This window comes from Knoellia tibetensis (assembly GCF_048606415.1).
Lineage (GTDB): Bacteria > Actinomycetota > Actinomycetes > Actinomycetales > Dermatophilaceae > Knoellia > Knoellia tibetensis.
The window spans coordinates 1-16536 of the sequence record NZ_JBMBWF010000003.1 but is presented as its reverse complement, the minus strand read 5'-3'; the positions used below and the strand labels follow the sequence as shown (position 1 = coordinate 16536).

The following is a 16536-nucleotide window of genomic DNA, read 5'->3' as shown; positions in this document are numbered from 1 at the left end:
GCCTCCCAGGTGTTGTGACACAAGCGTCCGAAAACCGGCCCGGGGGTAGTCAACCACGAAGTGACACACCTGTGCGAAAATCCTGCCGTGCCCAAGGTCGTCGACCACGCCGAGCGCCGAGCCGAGCTCGGGGCGGCGGTGCGTCGTGTCGTGGCCCGGAGCGGGGTGGAGGGCGCGACCGTCCGCGCGGTCGCGGCCGAGTCCGGGTGGTCCGCCGGCGCCGTGCGCCACTACTTCAGGACCCAGGCCGAGCTGCTCGACTTCGCCTTCGACGCGAGCCTCTCGGACATCCCCGCCCGGATCCTGGGCGTGCTCGAGCAGGAGGAGCCGGGTCTCGACCGGGCCCAGGCCCTGCTCGAGCAGCTGCTCCCGCTCGACGACGACCGACTGGCCGAGGTTCGGGTCTACCTCGCGTTCATGGCGCGCAGCCGCAGTGTCGACGCCCGGCCCGGTCTCGCCGAGCAGGCTTGGCACGGTGAGCGACACGTGTGCGCGATGGCCGTGGCCGACGTCACGGGCGAGCAGCCCCCGGTCGAGGTCGGGGTCGTCCCAGCGACCCTCGCGGCGCACGTCGAGGAGCTCCACGTCTTCCTCGACGGGCTCACGTTCCTCGGTGGGACGGTGCCGGCCCTGCTGCCGCCGACGCGGGCACGCGCCCTGCTCCGAGCCCGCCTGGAGGCGCTGCCGCACCGGTCGGGCTAGCGCGTCACCTTGAGGGTGCGGACGATCTGGTCGCACACGCCCTTGGCTCGGTCGGCGTCGCCGCCGACGGGGCAGACGACCATGAAGGTGTGGCCCGCCTCGATCCGCGCGCGTCCGGCGACGAGCGTCGTGTCCTGGCCTTCGCTGTTCGGGTTCATGCGGGCGGCCGGCAGTCCGTCGACGGTGATCCGGACCGCCCCGGGGACGGTGACGTCGGGGTTGGCCAGCAGGTCGACAGGCGTGCCCTCGACGGGGTTCGGCGGCAGGAACGACACCGTCGCCGCGTGCTCCTCGGCCATGTCCGGGGTCGCGACGCGCACGCAGTCGCCCTCGTCGGCCTCGCACTCGAGGGTGCGCCACGACTCCGGAAGGGTGAAGGTCAGCGCGCCGCCGGAAGTGCGTGCCCGCGTGCTCGGCGGCGGCTCGTCCCCCCGCCCGGCGAGGTACCACCCACCGAGGCCGAGCAGGGCTCCGACGACCAGGCCGGCGGAGGCCAGCCGCGCCCGGTTCACCGTTCGGCGTCCAGCGAGTCGTGCGCGACGAAGTAGGTCGGGCGGGCCTGCATGACGGCATACATCCGTCCGACGTACTCACCGAGGATCCCGAGGGCGAGCAGCTGCACCGCGCCGACCGCCGCGACGATGACGACCGTCGAGGTCCAGCCGGGCAGGGCATGGCCGAGGAGGCGCGCGATGATGGCATACACGAGGACGCCGAGCGCAGCGAGACCACCGAGGAGGCCGAGCCACGTCGCGAAGCGCAGGGGGGCGTGGGAAAAGCCGGTGACCGAGTCGATCGAGAGCCGGATCATCTTGGCGAGGGGGTACTTCGACTCGCCCGCTGCGCGCACCTCGCGGGTGTAGCCGACCGAGCCCGAGGGGAAGCCCAGGCCCGGCACAACAAACCGCAGGACGCGGTTGTGCTCCGGCAGCGAGTTGACCGCGTCGACCGTCGCGCGCGACATGAGGCGGAAGTCGCCGGCGTCGGCGGGGGCGTCGACGGCACCGAGCCGGCGGATGGCCCGGTAGAACAGTCGCGCGCTCCCGCGCTTGAACGCCGTGTCGGTCGAGCGGTCCTCGCGGACGCCGTAGACGACGTCGACGTGGTCCTCGCGGGCGATCCGCAGCATCTCCGGAATGACCTCCGGCGGGTCCTGGAGGTCGGCGTCCAGGGTGACGACGTAGTCGCCGCGGGCCCGCACGAGTCCCGCCGAGATGGCCGCCTGGTGGCCGGCGTTGGCGCGCAGCCGCACGATGCGCAGCTCGGGCCACTCCCGCCGGAGCCGCTCGAGGACGACCGGTGTCGCGTCGGTGCTGCCGTCGTCGACCGCGACGACCTCGTAGGCCGTGCCCAGCCTCTCGGCGAGCGGGCGCAGCCGCTCGACGAGCAGCGGGAGGACGGCCTCCTCGTTGAACATCGGGATGACGATGCTCAGCGTGACGTCGGGTGGTGGCGCGGACATGGGGTTCAGCGTAGGTGCCACGTGCGCGTCACGAGCCCGGACACCACCGAAGGCCCTCGACGTATGAGATCGGGGGCCTTCGGCGGTGGGGCTAGCCCTTACTGAGCCGGTCGTTCCCGGCGGGTTGCCCCACCGAGGGTGCCACGCGACAGTGGCGTCGTCCCGGCTGCACCGGGAAGAACTTCGACTCTGGCCGTCGGCCGCGGCGTGCCCCGCGATGTCGCTCGCGACTGGAGGTGTGACCCCCCATCCGCCCCCTGACCGGGTTCGGTGGCACTGCCGTTCTCCTTCGACCCGACTTCCGCCCTGACTCAGGTGCCCGGACGGTTGTTCGTGAGGACTTGTTTATCGCCCAGTAGCCCTGCGGCGCAAGATGATCCGGCGCGATTCTCGGCGTGTGGCGTGATCCGCGCGTGTCGTCCACAGGTTCGGCCGCCTCGGCACGCTCCCGTGCACAGCCCTGTGGACGGCGCCCGTGGACAACGGGACCGGTAGGCTGCACGTCATGACGTCGCACGCCGCCCGTGTCCTCGCCGAGGAAGCCGCCACCCACGAGCTCCCCATGCCGCCGTGGGCCTTCGGGGCCCTCGCCCTCGTCGCCTTCGCGCTGCTGCTCGGAGTGACGTGGGCGTTCCGCGGCACCGCCCAGCGGCACACCCCGGTCAGCGAGAAGAACGACCACCACTCGACCGAGCTCGCCCACGCCCACGGCGGGACGATGCACGACCAGGGCCACCACTGAGCACTGGCCGCCGTCGACTGGGCGTGATGGGTGGGACGTTCGACCCGATCCACCACGGCCACCTCGTCGCGGCGTCGGAGGTGCAGTCGCTCTTCGACCTCGACGAGGTCATCTTCGTCCCCACCGGGCAGCCGTGGCAGAAGGCCGACAAGGTCGTGAGCGAGGCCGAGCACCGCTACCTCATGACCGTCGTCGCGACCGCGTCGAACCCGCACTTCCTCGTGAGCCGCGTCGACGTCGACCGTGCGGGCCCGACCTACACGATCGACACGCTGCGCGACCTGCGCGCCCAGCACCCCGACGACGAGCTGTTCTTCATCACCGGTGCCGACGCCCTCGCCCAGATCCTCTCGTGGAAGGACGTCGACGAGCTCTGGGAGCTCGCGCACTTCATCGGCGTCACCCGTCCCGGCTACGAGCTCTCGGAGTCGGGCCTGCCCGAGGACCGCGTCACCCTCCAGGAGGTGCCGGCCATGGCGATCAGCTCGACCGACTGCCGCGACCGCGTCTCCGACGGCGAGCCGGTCTGGTACCTCGTGCCCGACGGCGTCGTCCAGTACATCAACAAACACCACCTGTATGCCGGGGGGCCGGCTGCGTCGTCCGACGCACCCTTCGCCCCGGCGACGGACCAGGACGAGGAGTCCCGTGCCAGCCACTGACCGTTCCCTCGAGCTCGCCCGCTCCGCCGCGCACGCGGCGGCCGAGAAGCTCGCCACCACCATCGTCGGCATCGACGTGAGCGAGCAGCTCGCGATCACCGACATCTTCGTCATCGCCTCGGCCGAGACCGAGCGCCAGGTCGGCGCCATCGTCGACGAGGTCGAGGACTCGCTGCGCGAGCTCGGCGCCAAGCCCGTGCGCCGCGAGGGCCAACGCGACGGCCGCTGGGTGCTCATCGACTTCGGTGACATCGTCGTCCACGTCCAGCACGACGAGGAGCGCGAGTTCTACGAGCTCGAGCGCCTCTGGAAGGACTGCCCCGAGGTCGACCTCGGCGCCGTCGGCACGGAGCAGGGCGGCCGGTGACGCCCGGCCCCAACGAGCGGGTCATGCGCGGCGACGCACCACGACGCCTCATCGTGCTCCGGCACGGCGAGACCACCCACAACGCCGCCGGTGTCTGGCAGGGCCAGCTCGACTCGCCGCTGTCCGAGCGCGGCGTCGAGCAGGCGGCCGCCGCGGCTCGGGCGCTGGCGGCCTTCTCACCGGTGCTGGTCGTCGCCTCCGACCTGTCCCGCGCGGCTGTGACGGGCGAGACGGTGGCTCGCGTGGACGGCATACCGTTCTCGACCGACGAGCGCTTCCGCGAGATCCACGCCGGAGCCTGGCAGGGGCTCACGGGGGAGCAGGTGCGCGCGGGCTACCCCGAGGACATGGACCGGCTGCTGCGCGGTGACGACTTCAGGCGCGGCGGGCACGGTGAGTCGGTGGCCGACGTCGCCTCGCGCTGCCGGGCCGGGGTCGAGGCGCTGCTCGCCGACCTCGCCCCGGGGGAGTGCGCCGTCGTCGCCACCCACGGTGTTGCCGGGCGGGCTCTCGCGGCCGACCTCGTCGGCATCGACCAGCGCACGTCGTGGCTCGCCCTCGGAGGGCTCGGCAACTGCCACTGGGCCGAGCTCGTCGAGGGGCGTGCGGGCTGGCGGATCCAGACGTGGAACCAGTCCGCGGCAACGGCTTCGGCCGCCGGTGACGGGCTCGCCTGACCCCGATTTGGTGGCCGGGCGAATGGCGTCGTAAACTTTCGCAGTCGCCTCCGGGGGACGTCCCACCGGGGCAACTCGGGGCATTGGCGCAGTTGGTAGCGCGCTTCCATGGCATGGAAGAGGTCAGGAGTTCGAATCTCCTATGCTCCACCGAACGACGAAGGGCCGGACACATGGTGTCCGGCCCTTCGTCGTTCTGCCATCCGCGAGGCCTCTCCGGAGGAGACTCGACGTCATGGCCATGGACGAAGAGGCTCCGGGTGACGAAGTGAGGCCCCGACCGGAGCTCGCGACGCTGCTCGCCACGGAGCACTGGAGCCTGCTCGGCACCCGGTCGATGACATGGAGCGAGATCATGAGCCGGATCTCGATCCTCCTCACCGTCGTCTCGGCACTGCTCGTCGTCCTCGCCCTCTTCGCGCAGGGGATCGGGTTCGACCGCTCCCTGCTGCCCCTGGCGGTGGCCTTCGCCGCGGCCTCTCTCGTGCTCGGCTCGCTCACCCTCCTGCGCGTCGCCCTGGCGAGCCAGGAGGACGCGCAGCTCATTCGCGGAATGAACCGGCTGCGGGCGGCCTACGTCGAGCTCGCCCCCGAGATCGCGCCCTACCTCACCGCGTCCACGCACGACGACGAGGCGGGGCTCATGACGACCTACACCCTCGGCAGGCGGCGGAGGATGACGTCGCACATCGTGGGGTCGACGACCTTCTTCGTCACCGTGGTCAACACCCTCCTCGCCGGGGCGCTGGGCGCCCTCGTCGGCGCCCTCGTCACCGAGCGGCCGTGGCCGGTCGTCGCGGCTGGTGTCGCCACGGCTGCGGCGTGGTTCTGGCTCCAGGTCGACCTGACCCGCCGTCTCTTCGGCCCGCCGAGCACCGACGTCCGCTTCCCGAGCGGCGACGAGCCCACCCGCTGGTCCTGAACCTTGGACCCACCGCGCCCCGCGGCCGAGCGCCGCTGGTCAGGTGGAGCCGAGCAGCCGGGTCCGGAAGAGGTCGAGCACTTGCTGCAGCGCGTCGTGGGTCGGTTCGCCGGGGGTGTCGACGAGGTGCTCGGTGAGGGTCGAGTGCGGTGGCATGGCGCCGTGGGGGTCGGCCGACGAGTCGGGCAGCTGGATCGCGACGAACGCGTCGCCGAGTCTCCGCTGCAGGAACGCGAACCTCTCCCTCGGCGCAAGCCGGTCGCCGGCGAACCGCAGCCCCAGCACCGTGAGCCCGGCAGCGCACCGCTGCGCGACGACGGCGAGCTCGTCGGGGGAGACGTCGATGGACCGGCGCTGAGCGGGCGTGAGCCCCAAGGGCAGGGATGGCTGCGCGAGGACCGGTACGAGGACGCGCTCGTCGGTCGCCATCGCCAGCGCGAACCCGCCGGTGAGGCACATGCCCAGCGCGCCGACGCCGGGCCCGCCGCACCTCTGGTGCTCCGCCGCGGCGAGGTCCCGCAGCCAGGGGACGACGGGGGAGGTGCGGGCGGTCGCGAGCAGGGTGAACTCGCGGCTCACGCAGACCGACACCCCTGCACGAGCCATCGACAGGACCGACCCGAGTTGCCCGGCCGAGTCGGGGTGCGCATCGTGACCCACCCGGCCGAAGAGGACCGGGAGCACCACCGTGCAGCCGAGGTTCCGGACCTGGCGGGCGAGGTCGAGCACCCGCGGGGTGACGCCCGGGACCTCGGCGACGACGATGACGGCCGGCCCGCTGCCCGACCGAAGGACCTCGTGCGTGACGCCGCGCCGGGTGAAGCTCTCGCGGGCGAAGTCCGGGTGCGGGTCGTCGGTCACGGCTGGAGCCTCGCACGCACCCGACGGGTGTGCGGTCAGTTCGGCCAGACGCCGGACGTGCCACGGCGGTGCGAGTCGACGAGGTGAGTGTCGACGATGCCGATCGCCTCCATGAGCGCGAACATCGTCGTCGGGCCGACGAACGTGAAGCCCTTGCGCTTGAGCCCCTTCGACAGCGCGAGCGACTCGGGTGAGGTCGTCGGGACGTCGGCGTGGGTGCGCGGCCGCGGCGTCCGCTCGGGCCGGAACGACCAGACGTATGCCCCGAGGTCGCCGTCCGGGTCCTCGCGCAGTGCCAGCGTGGCGCGGGCGTTCTGGATCGTGGCGAGCACCTTGGCCCGGTTGCGGACGATCCCGGCGTCGGCCATGAGGCGCTCGACGTCGTCGTCGCCGAACGTCGCGACGGCGTCGGGCGAGAACCCCGCGAACGCCTCCCGGAACGCCGGCCGCTTGCGCAGGATCGTCGCCCAGGACAGCCCGGACTGGAAGGCCTCGAGCGAGAGCCGCTCGAAGACCCCGCGCTCGTCGCGGACCGGCATGCCCCACTCGGTGTCGTAGTAGTCGCGCAGCATCGGGTCCACCGACGCCCACACCGGCCTCGAGAGGCCGTCCTCGCCGACGACGACGCCGCTCACGCGATGTCCTGGCGTGCGTCGACGACGGCCTCGACGAACGCGTGCGGGTCGGTGACCGAGACGCCGAGGCGGCCACCCCGGTGCACGAGGGTCGCCATGGGCCCGCCCACCCGGTAGGCCCACTTGCCGCGGCCCTCCCAACGCACGCCCCAGCCATAGCCGGCGCCGTCGACGTGGTCACCGGCGCCGACGTCGGTGACGTCGGAGATGCGGATCGTGCGCGACGCGAAGGGGTAGCCGATCCGCACCGCGTCGCGGGTGACGGTGACCCGGACCGGACCGCGGGCGACGAGCCAGCCGAGCAGGACGAGCGCCACGAGGACGACGGCTCCGAGGACGACCGACGCCCCGCCCATGGCCGCGACGAGCAGCCCCGTGAGCACGCCGACGCCGGCCACGACGGCGCCGACGACGACGAGCGGGGTGCTGGGTCGCACGACCGAGCGGTAGAGGGGCCCGTCCGGGGCCACGGGATCGGACACGTCAGCCCCTCCTCAGGGTGATGAGCGGGATCTCGGGTGACGCCGCGACGCGGACCGGCGGCCCCCAGGTGCCGGCGCCCCGGCTCGTGATGACCGGCACGTCGTCGATGACGGCGAAGCCCTCGACCATCGGCTGCTGGAGCGGCACGAGGAGCTCGAAGGGCCAGACCTGCCCGCCGTGGGTGTGCCCCGAGAGCTGGAGGTCGACGCCCCGGTCGGTCGAGACCTCGGCCATGACCGGCTGGTGCGCCACATAGAGGGTGAACGCGTCATCCGTGCCCGCAAGTGCCCGCTGCGGGTCGGGGGCGAACGCGCCTGTGCCCTCCCGGTCGTGCACACCGGCGACGGTGATGCTCTCCGCGCCGCGGGTGACGACCTGCGCGGAGTTCGAGAGGACGGTGATGCCGAGCCGCTCCCACTCGGCCACCCACTCGGCGGTCGAGCCGGTGTAGATCTCGTGGTTGCCGGTCACCGCGAAGACGCCGAGCGTGGCCTCGAGGTCGGCCAGCGGCGCGATCTCGGCGCGATGCCGCTCGAAGGGTGCGTCGACGACGTCGCCGGAGAGGATGACGAGGTCCGGGCGCGCCGCGTTGACCCGCTCGACGATGGTGCGCACGAAGTCCTGCCCATGCACGACCCCGGCGTGCAGGTCGGTGACGAGCGCGACGGTCGTCCCGTCGAAGGACGCGGGCAGCTCCGCCGAACGGTGGGTCGTGCGCGTCACCACCGGGTCGGTCGCCTCGACCACGCCGTATGCCGACGTGCCCAGCGCGCCGACCGTGACGACGGCCGCGACGGCCCGGTTGAACCCGCGCAGCACCGGACGACGACGCTCCTCGGGCGTGACGAGCCAGACGACGACGGCGACGAGCTGCGCGGCGGCAAGCCCGATCGCGAGGTAGAGCGCGACGACGAGCCAGGTGAGCGCGACCGCTGCGGTCACCCGCGTGTCGTCGGCCGTGCCCCACCGCAGCCCGCCCGCGATGGCGACCACCGCGAGAGCGGTGAGGGCGACGACAGTGAGCGAGACGGCATACCGCCACCGCGTCGCCCAACCCGGCGCCACGACAAGACGCCGGTGCAGCCAGAAGGTGAGGAGCCCGACGACGGTCAGGGCGATGAGGGCGAAGAGCAGCACGCAGGGGTCCCGGGAGGTCGGCGATGGGGCCTCATGCTCGCACGCAGGGGTGGGAGCCCACACCACCGTCCCGGCAGGTGGGGCCAGCATGCAGCGTGGTTTCATGTGGCTGTCCACGCCACCCAGGGTCAGGAGTGCGATGCGCAGCCTCGACGTCGAGGTCCTCGTCGTGGGCGCCGGCCTGTCCGGGGTCGGCGCGGCCTGCCGGCTGAGCCGGATGGACCCCGCGGTCTCGTATGCCGTGCTCGAGTCTCGACCCGCGCTCGGTGGCACGTGGGACCTCTTCCGCTACCCCGGGGTGCGCTCGGACTCCGACGTCCACACGTTCGCCTACCCGTTCCGCCCGTGGGCGGGCAGCGACGTGCTCGCCACCGGTGAGGCGATCCGGGACTACATCCGCGACACCGCGGCCGAGTTCGGCGTCGACGAGCACGTCCACCACGACCAGCGCGTCATCTCGGCGGCCTGGTCGTCCGGCACCGGCACATGGACGGTCAAGGCGGAGACCGTCGAGGGACTCGTCGAGCACACCGCCCGGTTCCTCTACGTCTGCACCGGTTACTTCTCCTACGACACCGGGCACGTCGTCGACTTCCCCGGCCGGGCGGAGTTCGACGGGCCAATCATCCACCCGCAGTTCTGGCCCGAGGCCTTCGACCCGGCGGGCAAGCGGATCGTCGTCATCGGGTCGGGCGCGACGGCGGTGACGCTCGTGCCGGCGCTCGCCGAGCGTGGGGCCGAGCACGTGACCATGCTCCAGCGGAGTCCGTCCTACGTCCTGCCGCTGCCCGCCGACGACCGGGTCGGTGGCCTGCTGCACCGGGTGCTGCCCGAGCGCGCGGCGCGCCGTGCGGTGCGGGGCAAGAACGTCCTCCAGAACGTCGGGCTCTTCGAGGCGTCGCGACGCTTCCCGCGGGCCGTGCGCAGGGTGCTCGCCCGCGCCAACTCCCGGCTCGTCGGCGAGGACGTCGTGCGCGAGCACTTCACCCCCACCTACGACCCGTGGGACCAGCGACTGTGCGTCGTGCCGGACGGCGACCTCTTCGCCGCGCTGCAGTCAGGGCGCGCCTCCGTCGTCACCGACACCGTCGAGACCTTCACCCGCACCGGGATCCGCCTCGACGGCGGCACCGAGCTCGACGCCGACGCCGTCGTCACGGCGACAGGCCTGCGGATCGAGGTCGCCGGCGGCATCACCTTCAGCGTCGACGGGACGACGTTCGCGCCGCGCGAGCACTTCCTCTACAAGGGCGCGATGTTCGACGGCGTCCCCAACCTCGCTGTCTGCCTCGGCTACACGAACAACTCGTGGACCCTGCGCGCCGACCTCACGTCGAGGTTCGTCTGCGCGGTGCTGGAGCACCTCCGCGCGACCGGGACGGCGTCCGCGACGCCCCGCCCTGCTGCGCCGCTCGACGAGGGGACGCCGCCCTTCGAGCTGACCTCGGGCTACATCGAGAGGTCGCGCCACCTGCTGCCCAAGCAGGGTACGACCCGGCCGTGGACGGTCCGGCAGAACTACTTCTCCGACCTCCGGCTCATGTCCGCGAGGCGCGTGGACGACGGAACACTCGAGTTCGCCCCGCTGCCCGCGCGGACCCCGGTCCTCGCCGCCGCTGACAGGGGTCGTTCCTAGACTGGTCGGCATGTCGCTGACCATCGGTGCCCACGTCGACCAGACCGACCCGCTCGCCGAGGCCGCCGCCCGCGGCACGACGCTCGTCCAGTTCTTCCTCGGCGACCCACAGGGCTACAAGGGCCCCGAGATCCGGTATGCCGGGGGAGCCGACGGCCTGCGCGCCGACGCCGAGGCGGCCGGGGTCGACCTCTACGTCCACGCGCCCTACGTCATCAACGTCGCGACGACCAACAACCGCATCCGCATCCCCTCGCGCAAGCTCCTCCAGCAGCACGTCGACGCCGCCGCGTCGGTGGGAGCCAAGGGGCTCATCGTCCACGGCGGCCACGTCAACAAGGGCGATGACCCGGCCGTGGGCTTCGACAACTGGCGCAAGGCTGTCGAGGCGACAGACCTCAAGGTGCCGCTGCTGCTCGAGAACACCGCCGGCGGTGACAACGCGATGGCCCGCTACCTCGAGCGCATCGCCGGCGTCTGGGACGCCATCGGCTCCGCGTCGCAGGCAGACCGGGTGGGATTCTGCCTCGACACCTGCCACGCGCACGCCGGTGGCAACCCGCTCGAGACCGTCGTCGACGACGTCCTCGCCATCACCGGCCGGATCGACCTCGTCCACTGCAACGACAGCCGCGACGCCTTCGACTCCGGCGCCGACCGCCACGCCAACTTCGGGTCCGGCCAGATCGACGCAGACCTCCTCGCCGGTGTCGTCCGCTCGGCGGGCGCGCCTGTCGTGTGCGAGACGCCGGGCGGTCCCGACGACCACAAGGCGGACTTCGCCTGGCTGCGCGAGCGCCTCTGAGGCGTCGTCACAGCCAGCGGCGCACCCGCGCGGCATACGCCGTGTACTCGTCCCCGAAGGTCGCGGTGAGGAACCGCTCCTCGGGGCGGATCGCTCCCCAGTGCAGGAGCGCGGCCGACGCCGGCAGGAGCAGCAGCGCCCATGCCGATGGCGCGACGAGCGCGATCCCGAGGTGGAGCGCGAGCAGCCCGACATAGAGCGGGTTGCGCGACCGGGCGAACGGCCCGTCCGAGAGGATCCGCCGCGTCGCCTGTCCGGGCAGCAGCCCGGTCCGGTGCCGGGCGAAGAGCAGCAGCGCCCAGCCGTTCCAGAGGACGAAGGCTCCGAGCAGGGACCACCCGACGGGCACCCGCCAAGCCCCGAGCTCGACGAGGTCGCCGAGCCATTTGGTGAGCACGAGGCCGAGGACGAGCGGTCCACCCACCGCCACCGGTGGCCAGAGGTGGAACGCGACGACGGCGTCGCCCCGGGCGCCCGGGGCGTCGGACTCGCTCATCGGCGAAGCGTATCGAGATCGTCGACGCTCGACGGAATATACCCCCCTGGGGTATGGTTGCCGACATCATGAACGCCTCGACCCCCCACCACGTCCACGGCCAGCACACGTCGAGCCGCGCCACCTGGTCCCAGGCGGCCAGCGCCACGCTCCACTGCCTCACCGGGTGTGCCATCGGTGAGGTCCTGGGGCTCGCCATCGGCACCGCCCTCGGCCTCTCGAACCTCGCGACCATCGTCCTCGCGGTCGTGCTCGCGTTCGTCTTCGGCTACGCGTTGACGATCACGCCCGTGCTCCGCGCGGGTGTGCCGCTGGCGACCGCACTCGGGGTGGCCTTCGCCGCCGACACTGTGTCGATCACGGTCATGGAGGTCGTCGACAACGCGATCATGCTCGCCGTCCCGGGCGCCATGGACGCGGGCCTGGCCTCATGGCTCTTCTGGGGCGCGCTCGCCTTCGCGCTCGCGGTCGCGTTCGTTGTCACGGTCCCCGTCAACCGCTGGCTCATCGGCCGCGGCAAGGGCCACGCCGTCGTGCACGAGTACCACCACTGACGTCGGCGGCGCTGTCAGGACACCGCGCCGGCCTCGACCCGCTCCACCACCGGCAGGACGAGCAGGCCGAGCGCCGACGCGGCGGCGACCTGACCGGCATACGCCGCGGCGAGCACCGACTGCACCGGCATCTCCATGTCCGCGACGTGCGCCGCGTCCCCGGCCGCCAGGACGCCCCTGACACTGGTGTTGCCGTTGACGTCGATGGCGATGCAGCCGCTCTCGCGGAGCTCGAGCCCCAGCTGGTCCGCGAAGGGTGCCGCCTGGACGACGTCCGGGTGGGTGAAGAGGCCGTCGACGACGACCTCTCCGGACGTCGTGGTGACCCGCAGGCCTGCGTCCGTCATCTCCACGGCGGTCACCGTCGGCACGACCTCCACCCGCGCGGCGATGGGCTCGAAGATCGCCACGAGGTGCGCGGCCGCGGTTCCGCCCTCCACGGCCACGCGCCTGCCCGCAAGCTCGTGCCCGTGGCAGAACGGGCACACGTGGACGGTGCGTCCCCACTGCTCGGTGAAGCCGGGCACGTCGGGCATGACATCGCGCACCCCGGTCGCCAGCACGACGGTGCGCGCGGCCACCTGCGAGCCGTCCTCGAGGTCGGCGACGAACGTCCCGTCCTCCCTGCGCCGGACCACCGTCGCGGCCACCTCACGCAGCTCCACCGCCTCGTATGCCGTGAGCTCGGCGACCGCGTCCGTCCGCAGCTCCTTCGGCGGGCGGCCGTCGCCCGTGACGAGGTTGTGGACCGCCTCGGCCGCCGCGTTGCGGTACGAGCCCGAGTCGAGGAGCAGGGTCGGGCGGTGCATGCGGCCGAGGGTGAGTGCGGCCTGGAGGCCGGCCGGCCCTCCTCCGATGACGAGTGCGTCGTACATGTCGCTCCTTGTTCACTGGTGTCGACCTGCCGTACCCATCCGGGGCCCGTCTCATGTGAGGTGGGGCCAGGGTCCGTCCCTCCTCCTGGTGGCCGGGTCGTCGCCGTACGGGCCTGCGCTACTCTTCGGGCATGGCAGGGCCGCAGCTCCTTCCCGAGCCGCGCTGACCGTCCGACCCGGACGTCACCGCGGCCAACCCCTCCTGAGCGAGGGGTTTTTTCGTGGGCAGCCAGCCGTAGGACTTCGAGAAGGCAAGGATGAGATGAGCGAGACGGCGCACCGCTACACGGCCGAGCTGGCCGACCGGATCGAGCTGGCGTGGCAGGACCGCTGGGAGGCGGACGGCACCTTCGACGCGCCGAACCCCTCCGGCCCGTTCGCCAACCCCGAGAAGGTCGCCTCGTTCTCCGGTGGGCACATGCTCGTGCTCGACATGTTCCCCTACCCGAGCGGCGCGGGCCTCCACGTCGGGCACCCGCTGGGCTACATCGCCACCGACGTCTTCTCGCGCTACCACCGGATGCTCGGCAAGAACGTCCTGCACTGCCTGGGCTACGACGCCTTCGGCCTGCCGGCCGAGCAGTATGCCGTCCAGACGGGACAGCACCCGCGTGTCACGACCGAGGCCAACATCGACATCATGGCCCGGCAGCTGCGCCGCCTCGGGCTCGGCCTCGACAACCGCCGCGCGATCCGCACGATGGACCCCGACTACTACCGCTGGACGCAGTGGATCTTCCTGCAGATCTTCAACAGCTGGTACGACACCGAGGCCGAGCGTCCCGACGGCGGCCGCGGCCGCGCCCGGCCGATCGCCGAGCTCGTCGAGGAGTACGCCAGTGGCGCGCGTCCACTGCCGGCGGAGGACGGCCGCGACTGGTCCGACCTCAGCCCCGTCGAGCAGGCCGACATCGTCGACAGCCACCGCCTCGCCTACGCCTCGGAGGCCCCGGTCAACTGGGCGCCCGGGCTGGGCTCGGTCGTGGCCAACGAGGAGGTCACCAACGAGGGCCGCTCCGAGCGCGGCAACTTCCCGGTCTTCAAGCGCAACCTGCGCCAGTGGATGATGCGGATCACCGCCTACTCCGACCGGCTCGCCGACGACCTCGACCGCGTGCAGTGGCCCGACAAGGTCAAGGCGATGCAGCGCAACTGGATCGGCCGCAGCCACGGCGCCCGCGTCGCCTTCCCGGTCGCCGGAGCGCCGGAGGTCGACCCGATCGAGGTCTTCACGACCCGCCCCGACACCCTCTTCGGCGCGACCTTCATGGTGCTCGCGCCCGAGCACCCGCTCGTCGACGCCCTCGTGCCCTCGGGGAAGTGGCCCGAGGGCACGAACCCGGCATGGACGGGAGGCGAGGCGAGCCCGGAGGCCGCGGTGACGGCATACCGGCGTGCCGCCTCGCGCAAGAGCGACGTCGAGCGACAGATTGAGGGCAAGGACAAGACCGGCGTCTTCACCGGCGCGTATGCCGTCAACCCCGCGACGGGCGCCGAGATCCCGGTCTTCGTCGCCGACTACGTCCTCATGGGCTACGGCACCGGCGCGATCATGGCGGTGCCCGGCCAGGACGAGCGTGACTGGCACTTCGCCGACAACTTCGACCTGCCGAGGGTCCGCACGGTCCAGCCGACCGAGGGGCACCCGGAGGACGAGGCGTTCACGGGCGAGGGTCCGGCCATCAACTCGGCCAACGACGAGATCGACCTCAACGGGAAGCCGGTCGCCGAGGCCAAGGCCGCGATGATCGACTGGCTCGTCGAGCGCGGGCACGGCGAGGCGACGGTGAGCTACAAGCTGCGCGACTGGCTCTTCTCGCGTCAGCGCTACTGGGGTGAGCCGTTCCCGATCGTCTTCGACGCCGATGGTGTCGCGCACGGTGTGCCCGAGTCGATGCTGCCGGTCGAGCTGCCCGAGGTGCCCGACTACAGCCCGCGCACGTTCGACCCCGACGACGCCGCGAGCGAGCCAGAGCCGCCGCTGGGCCGGGTCCGTGAGTGGGTCGAGGTCGACCTCGACCTCGGCGACGGGCGAGGGGTGCAGCGCTATCGGCGCGAGACGAACACCATGCCCAACTGGGCCGGGTCCTGCTGGTACTACCTGCGCTACCTCGACCCCGAGAACCGCGACGAGCTCGTCTCCGCGGCGACCGAGGACTACTGGATCGGGCCCCGCGAGACGCCGGTGGCCGGCGCCCCCGAGGGCACGGTCGACCCCGGCGGTGTCGACCTCTACATCGGCGGCGTCGAGCACGCGGTGCTGCACCTGCTCTACGCCCGCTTCTGGCACAAGGTGCTCTTCGACCTCGGTCACGTGACGAGCGAGGAGCCGTTCCGGACCTACTTCTCGCAGGGCTACATTCAGGCGCCGGCCTACCGCGACGACCGCGGCCAGCCGGTCGAGGCCAGCGAGGTCGAGGAGGTCGTCGGCGACTCGGGCGAGGTGACCTTCACCTGGCAGGGCCAGCCGGTTAGCCGCGAGTTCGGCAAGATCGGCAAGTCGCTCAAGAACATGGTGTCCCCGGACGACATGTATGCCGCCTACGGCGCCGACACCCTGCGTCTCTACGAGATGGGGATGGGCCCGCTCGACCAGAGCAAGCCCTGGGACACACGCGCCATCGTCGGCTCGCAGCGCTTCCTCCAGCGACTGTGGCGCAACGTCGTCGACGAGGAGACCGGCGAGGTCCGCGTCGTCGACGAGCCGGTGGACGACGCGACGCTCCGGGTGCTGCACCGCACCATCGACGCGGTGCGCCGCGACTACGACGAGCTCGGCTTCAACACCGCCATCGCCCGGCTCATCGAGCTCAACAACGCGCTGACGAAGCTCGGCGCGGTGCCGCGTGAGGCGGCCGAACAGCTCGTCCTCATGGTGGCGCCGCTCGCCCCGCACATCGCGGAGGAGCTGTGGTCCCGGCTCGGGCACGCGGAGTCGCTCACGCACGCCGACTTCCCGGTGGCCGACCCCGCCCTGCTCGTCGACGACACCGTGACGTGCGTCGTCCAGATCAAGGGCAAGGTGCGCGACCGGCTCGAGGTGGCCTCCGACATCAGTGAGGACGAGCTGCGCGAGAAGGCGCTGGCGCTGCCCAAGGTGGTCGAGGCGACGGCCGGGGGAGTGCGCACCGTGATCGTCCGCGCACCCAAGCTCGTCAACGTCGTCCCCATGTGACGCCCGGACACCGCCGTATGCCGGCCCCGCACGACCGCCCCCGAGGCGACGGTGCGGGGCCGGTGCCGTTCGGCGACGCGCTGACCTGCACAAATGCGTCGATTTGGAGTTCCCGCGAAAGGTCGTCTACTGTTCTCGATGTCAGCCCGAGAGGGAGGAACGGACACCACGGTGCAGGGCTTGAGGCCCAGCGCGAAGTAGGCCGGTCCCTGGGTCTGACCCCGCAAGATCAGGTCGGTGAGAGCCGGTTTGGGAGGCAGTCGGAAGGCTGCTAGAGTGGGAGCCCCGCGAAGATCCAAGTGTGGTCGGTTCGGTCGGTAGGCCGGGTTTGACGCCCAAGTGTGG

The 16536-nt window shown here is 71.9% G+C and carries 18 protein-coding genes and 1 tRNA gene; 11 read left to right on the top strand and 8 right to left on the bottom strand.

Going from position 1 to position 16536, the window contains the following annotated elements:
* Window positions 1–87: 87 nt before the first annotated feature.
* Window positions 88–702 (top strand): TetR/AcrR family transcriptional regulator, encoded by a 615-nt coding sequence (locus ACOJV7_RS13845; RefSeq protein ID WP_420190808.1) that lies wholly within the window; start codon window positions 88–90, stop codon window positions 700–702.
* On the opposite strand, the gene ACOJV7_RS13840 is transcribed toward ACOJV7_RS13845, so the two are convergent.
* Complete coding sequence (locus ACOJV7_RS13840; protein WP_420190807.1) at window positions 699–1214, bottom strand: hypothetical protein; 516 nt, start codon at window positions 1212–1214, stop codon at window positions 699–701. The two genes, ACOJV7_RS13845 and ACOJV7_RS13840, sit on opposite strands and share 4 nt — an antisense overlap.
* Window positions 1211–2164, bottom strand: coding sequence for a glycosyltransferase family 2 protein (locus ACOJV7_RS13835; protein ID WP_420190806.1), 954 nt, complete (start codon window positions 2162–2164; stop codon window positions 1211–1213). The genes ACOJV7_RS13840 and ACOJV7_RS13835 overlap by 4 nt, the downstream gene beginning before the upstream one ends.
* A 505-nt stretch (window positions 2165–2669) precedes the next feature.
* Between ACOJV7_RS13835 and ACOJV7_RS13830 the strand changes: the two genes are divergently transcribed.
* The 6 genes from ACOJV7_RS13830 to ACOJV7_RS13805 all read left to right on the top strand — a co-directional run bounded on the left by ACOJV7_RS13830 (window position 2670) and on the right by ACOJV7_RS13805 (window position 5534).
* Entirely contained in the window at window positions 2670–2906 is a 237-nt protein-coding gene (locus ACOJV7_RS13830) for a hypothetical protein (RefSeq protein WP_420190805.1), read from the top strand.
* 26 nt (window positions 2907–2932) lie between these two features.
* Window positions 2933–3568 carry a nicotinate-nucleotide adenylyltransferase gene (nadD, locus tag ACOJV7_RS13825; RefSeq protein ID WP_420190804.1) on the top strand — a complete coding sequence of 212 codons (636 nt, stop codon included), beginning with the start codon at window positions 2933–2935 and terminating at the stop codon, window positions 3566–3568.
* A complete protein-coding gene (rsfS, locus tag ACOJV7_RS13820) occupies window positions 3555–3935 on the top strand; it encodes a ribosome silencing factor (RefSeq protein ID WP_420190803.1) in 381 nt (126 codons plus the stop codon). The genes nadD and rsfS overlap by 14 nt, the downstream gene beginning before the upstream one ends.
* Complete coding sequence (locus ACOJV7_RS13815) at window positions 3932–4612, top strand: histidine phosphatase family protein (RefSeq protein WP_420190802.1); 681 nt, start codon at window positions 3932–3934, stop codon at window positions 4610–4612. Before rsfS ends, ACOJV7_RS13815 begins: the two co-directional genes overlap by 4 nt.
* A gap of 77 nt (window positions 4613–4689) precedes the next feature.
* Window positions 4690–4762 (top strand) — tRNA-Ala (locus ACOJV7_RS13810).
* An 85-nt stretch (window positions 4763–4847) separates the two neighbouring features.
* Window positions 4848–5534 carry a hypothetical protein gene (locus tag ACOJV7_RS13805; protein WP_420190801.1) on the top strand — a complete coding sequence of 229 codons (687 nt, stop codon included), beginning with the start codon at window positions 4848–4850 and terminating at the stop codon, window positions 5532–5534.
* A gap of 39 nt (window positions 5535–5573) precedes the next feature.
* Here ACOJV7_RS13805 and ACOJV7_RS13800 read toward each other — a convergent pair whose 3' ends face one another.
* The 4 genes from ACOJV7_RS13800 to ACOJV7_RS13785 are packed head-to-tail and all read right to left on the bottom strand — an operon-like array spanning window position 5574 to window position 8650.
* A complete protein-coding gene (locus tag ACOJV7_RS13800; protein ID WP_420190800.1) occupies window positions 5574–6395 on the bottom strand; it encodes a dienelactone hydrolase family protein in 822 nt (273 codons plus the stop codon).
* A gap of 35 nt (window positions 6396–6430) precedes the next feature.
* Window positions 6431–7030 carry a DNA-3-methyladenine glycosylase I gene (locus ACOJV7_RS13795; protein ID WP_420190799.1) on the bottom strand — a complete coding sequence of 200 codons (600 nt, stop codon included), beginning with the start codon at window positions 7028–7030 and terminating at the stop codon, window positions 6431–6433.
* Entirely contained in the window at window positions 7027–7512 is a 486-nt protein-coding gene (locus tag ACOJV7_RS13790) for a hypothetical protein (RefSeq protein ID WP_420190798.1), read from the bottom strand. Before ACOJV7_RS13790 ends, ACOJV7_RS13795 begins: the two co-directional genes overlap by 4 nt.
* A gap of 1 nt (window position 7513) precedes the next feature.
* Window positions 7514–8650: a metallophosphoesterase gene (locus tag ACOJV7_RS13785; protein WP_420190797.1), complete on the bottom strand. Its 1137-nt coding sequence runs from the start codon at window positions 8648–8650 to the stop codon at window positions 7514–7516.
* A 139-nt stretch (window positions 8651–8789) separates the two neighbouring features.
* Between ACOJV7_RS13785 and ACOJV7_RS13780 the strand changes: the two genes are divergently transcribed.
* Complete coding sequence (locus tag ACOJV7_RS13780) at window positions 8790–10286, top strand: flavin-containing monooxygenase (RefSeq protein ID WP_420190796.1); 1497 nt, start codon at window positions 8790–8792, stop codon at window positions 10284–10286.
* 10 nt (window positions 10287–10296) lie between these two features.
* Window positions 10297–11091 (top strand): deoxyribonuclease IV, encoded by a 795-nt coding sequence (locus ACOJV7_RS13775; protein WP_420190795.1) that lies wholly within the window; start codon window positions 10297–10299, stop codon window positions 11089–11091.
* Window positions 11092–11098: 7 nt separating this feature from the next.
* Here ACOJV7_RS13775 and ACOJV7_RS13770 read toward each other — a convergent pair whose 3' ends face one another.
* A complete protein-coding gene (locus ACOJV7_RS13770) occupies window positions 11099–11587 on the bottom strand; it encodes a methyltransferase family protein (RefSeq protein WP_420190794.1) in 489 nt (162 codons plus the stop codon).
* A gap of 68 nt (window positions 11588–11655) precedes the next feature.
* On the opposite strand from ACOJV7_RS13770, the gene ACOJV7_RS13765 reads away from it, so the two are divergent.
* A complete protein-coding gene (locus ACOJV7_RS13765) occupies window positions 11656–12141 on the top strand; it encodes a DUF4396 domain-containing protein (RefSeq protein WP_420190793.1) in 486 nt (161 codons plus the stop codon).
* Window positions 12142–12155: 14 nt separating this feature from the next.
* Here the strand turns inward: ACOJV7_RS13765 and ACOJV7_RS13760 are convergent, their stop codons facing one another.
* Window positions 12156–13016 carry an NAD(P)/FAD-dependent oxidoreductase gene (locus ACOJV7_RS13760; RefSeq protein WP_420190792.1) on the bottom strand — a complete coding sequence of 287 codons (861 nt, stop codon included), beginning with the start codon at window positions 13014–13016 and terminating at the stop codon, window positions 12156–12158.
* A gap of 262 nt (window positions 13017–13278) precedes the next feature.
* Between ACOJV7_RS13760 and leuS the strand changes: the two genes are divergently transcribed.
* Window positions 13279–16191 (top strand): leucine--tRNA ligase, encoded by a 2913-nt coding sequence (gene leuS / locus ACOJV7_RS13755; RefSeq protein ID WP_420190791.1) that lies wholly within the window; start codon window positions 13279–13281, stop codon window positions 16189–16191.
* Window positions 16192–16536 lie beyond the last annotated feature (345 nt).

Coding starts and splice junctions, on each gene's coding strand:
- ACOJV7_RS13835 (WP_420190806.1), bottom strand. CDS start 2,164: ATGTCCGCGCCACCACCCGACGTCACGCTGAGCATCGTCATCCCGATG.
- ACOJV7_RS13830 (WP_420190805.1), top strand. CDS start 2,670: ATGACGTCGCACGCCGCCCGTGTCCTCGCCGAGGAAGCCGCCACCCAC.
- nadD (WP_420190804.1), top strand. CDS start 2,933: ATGGGTGGGACGTTCGACCCGATCCACCACGGCCACCTCGTCGCGGCG.
- ACOJV7_RS13805 (WP_420190801.1), top strand. CDS start 4,848: ATGGCCATGGACGAAGAGGCTCCGGGTGACGAAGTGAGGCCCCGACCG.
- ACOJV7_RS13780 (WP_420190796.1), top strand. CDS start 8,790: ATGCGCAGCCTCGACGTCGAGGTCCTCGTCGTGGGCGCCGGCCTGTCC.
- ACOJV7_RS13775 (WP_420190795.1), top strand. CDS start 10,297: ATGTCGCTGACCATCGGTGCCCACGTCGACCAGACCGACCCGCTCGCC.
- ACOJV7_RS13770 (WP_420190794.1), bottom strand. CDS start 11,587: ATGAGCGAGTCCGACGCCCCGGGCGCCCGGGGCGACGCCGTCGTCGCG.
- ACOJV7_RS13765 (WP_420190793.1), top strand. CDS start 11,656: ATGAACGCCTCGACCCCCCACCACGTCCACGGCCAGCACACGTCGAGC.
- ACOJV7_RS13760 (WP_420190792.1), bottom strand. CDS start 13,016: ATGTACGACGCACTCGTCATCGGAGGAGGGCCGGCCGGCCTCCAGGCC.
- leuS (WP_420190791.1), top strand. CDS start 13,279: ATGAGCGAGACGGCGCACCGCTACACGGCCGAGCTGGCCGACCGGATC.